Origin of the sequence: Rahnella perminowiae, assembly GCF_019049755.1 — a bacterium.
GTDB classification, from domain to species: domain Bacteria; phylum Pseudomonadota; class Gammaproteobacteria; order Enterobacterales; family Enterobacteriaceae; genus Rahnella; species Rahnella perminowiae.
Window position 1 is genome coordinate 1 of record NZ_JAFMOS010000174.1, and the last position, 1,382, is coordinate 1,382.

Genomic DNA, 1,382 nt, shown 5'->3' on the forward strand with positions numbered 1-1,382 from the left:
TCAGTTGTATACTCTTTAGACGTCACGTAAAAGGGGAAGGTATGGATACGGTTGAAGAACTAAATGGAACTTACTTTTATGCGGGTAAGTCAAATTTAACTGCTGGTGAGATGCTTTTTATGATCTTCTGCGAACATACAGTAGATCAATTCGGTTTAGGTATCGTAGATTTCGGAGCTATAGTTGCAATTCTTTCTGGCAGAAATGATCAATCAACCAGAGCGAAACCAATGGGGGCTACTAAAGGTACTTCATACGCATCTAAAGCAGCACGTAATGTCTTTAAGAAGTCGAAATTTCCTTTTGGAATCTCGCTACCAACTTGGTTAGGGGGATACACGCCTTGGACAACAAGACGAGTCATGGTACGTAATATAGCCCCATTCGTAGGCCGGAGTATTCCCTTACTTGGTATTATCGTACTTGCTGCTGATGTTTCTGAAATCACTTACAAGTCAATTCGTGATTACAACATGATAGCAAGGGAAAATGATAAATTATGGTAGACAATGTTGAACAACAAATCTATGACTTCATCCGACCTTATGCCGGTACATATTTGTTCAATATTAAAAAGGTAGAACTAACACCTGATACAGATCTCGATACTGACCTAAGCATTGATGAGTATGAAATTGATGATTTAATGAATGAGTACTTTGCAAAGTTCAATGTTGAAAAAGGTAATTATAGTACTGAAACATATTACCCAGATGTACGCGTTTCTTGGAATCCATTCAAAAAAGTAATTCCAGTTCAGGTACCAGATTTTACTATTGGTATGTTGATAGAGTCGGCAAAAGCCGGTAAATGGTTGTACGATTAGCAAGGAGCTAAATCAATGGCTGTACCAGTTCACTTATGGCTTAAAGACGATGGCGGTGCAAATATCCGTGGTTCATCTGATGTAAAGGATCGTGAAGGAAGCATAGAACTAAGATCGATTCACCATAACCTGAGTATCCCAACTGATAGCAACACAGGGAAGCTAACAGGCACTCGACAACATGCCCCTTTCCAGTTTGATAAGGAAATCGACTCATCAAGTCCTTACTTATACAAGGCAGTTGGTACAGGTCAAACGTTACACTCTGCCGAAATCAAATGGTATTGTATCAACGATGCAGGGCAGGAAGTCGAGTACTTCAACATTCTGCTTGAAAATGTGAAAGTCATTTCGGTAACTCCAATGATGCACGATACCCGTGGCTGTCCTGGCACAGGCCATATGGAAAACGTTGCACTACGTTATGAAAAAATCACTTGGAAGTATGTTGATGGCAACATTCAATATACCGATGCTTGGAACGAACGAACTACAGCATAATACATTTGGGGCTGATATAGCCCCTATTGATATAATACGATCAGTAAGTATCAGT

At 39.8% G+C, this 1,382-nt stretch carries 3 protein-coding genes; all 3 read left to right on the top strand.

What is annotated here, in order from left to right:
• Positions 1-41: 41 nt before the first annotated feature.
• From J1785_RS01000 to J1785_RS01010, 3 genes are read left to right on the top strand one after another with little or no spacing between them, the layout of a single operon-like run.
• Entirely contained in the window at positions 42-506 is a 465-nt protein-coding gene (locus J1785_RS01000; RefSeq protein ID WP_217218593.1) for an STM2901 family protein, read from the top strand.
• Complete coding sequence (locus J1785_RS01005) at positions 500-826, top strand: DUF1493 family protein (RefSeq protein WP_037037295.1); 327 nt, start codon at positions 500-502, stop codon at positions 824-826. Before J1785_RS01000 ends, J1785_RS01005 begins: the two co-directional genes overlap by 7 nt.
• Before the next feature lie 15 nt (positions 827-841).
• The gene (locus tag J1785_RS01010; protein WP_129990440.1) at positions 842-1,327 is read left to right on the top strand and encodes an Hcp family type VI secretion system effector; all 486 of its coding nucleotides are present in this window, start codon (positions 842-844) and stop codon (positions 1,325-1,327) included.
• Positions 1,328-1,382: the final 55 nt, after the last annotated feature.

Coding starts and splice junctions, on each gene's coding strand:
- J1785_RS01000 (WP_217218593.1), top strand. CDS start 42: ATGGATACGGTTGAAGAACTAAATGGAACTTACTTTTATGCGGGTAAG.
- J1785_RS01005 (WP_037037295.1), top strand. CDS start 500: ATGGTAGACAATGTTGAACAACAAATCTATGACTTCATCCGACCTTAT.
- J1785_RS01010 (WP_129990440.1), top strand. CDS start 842: ATGGCTGTACCAGTTCACTTATGGCTTAAAGACGATGGCGGTGCAAAT.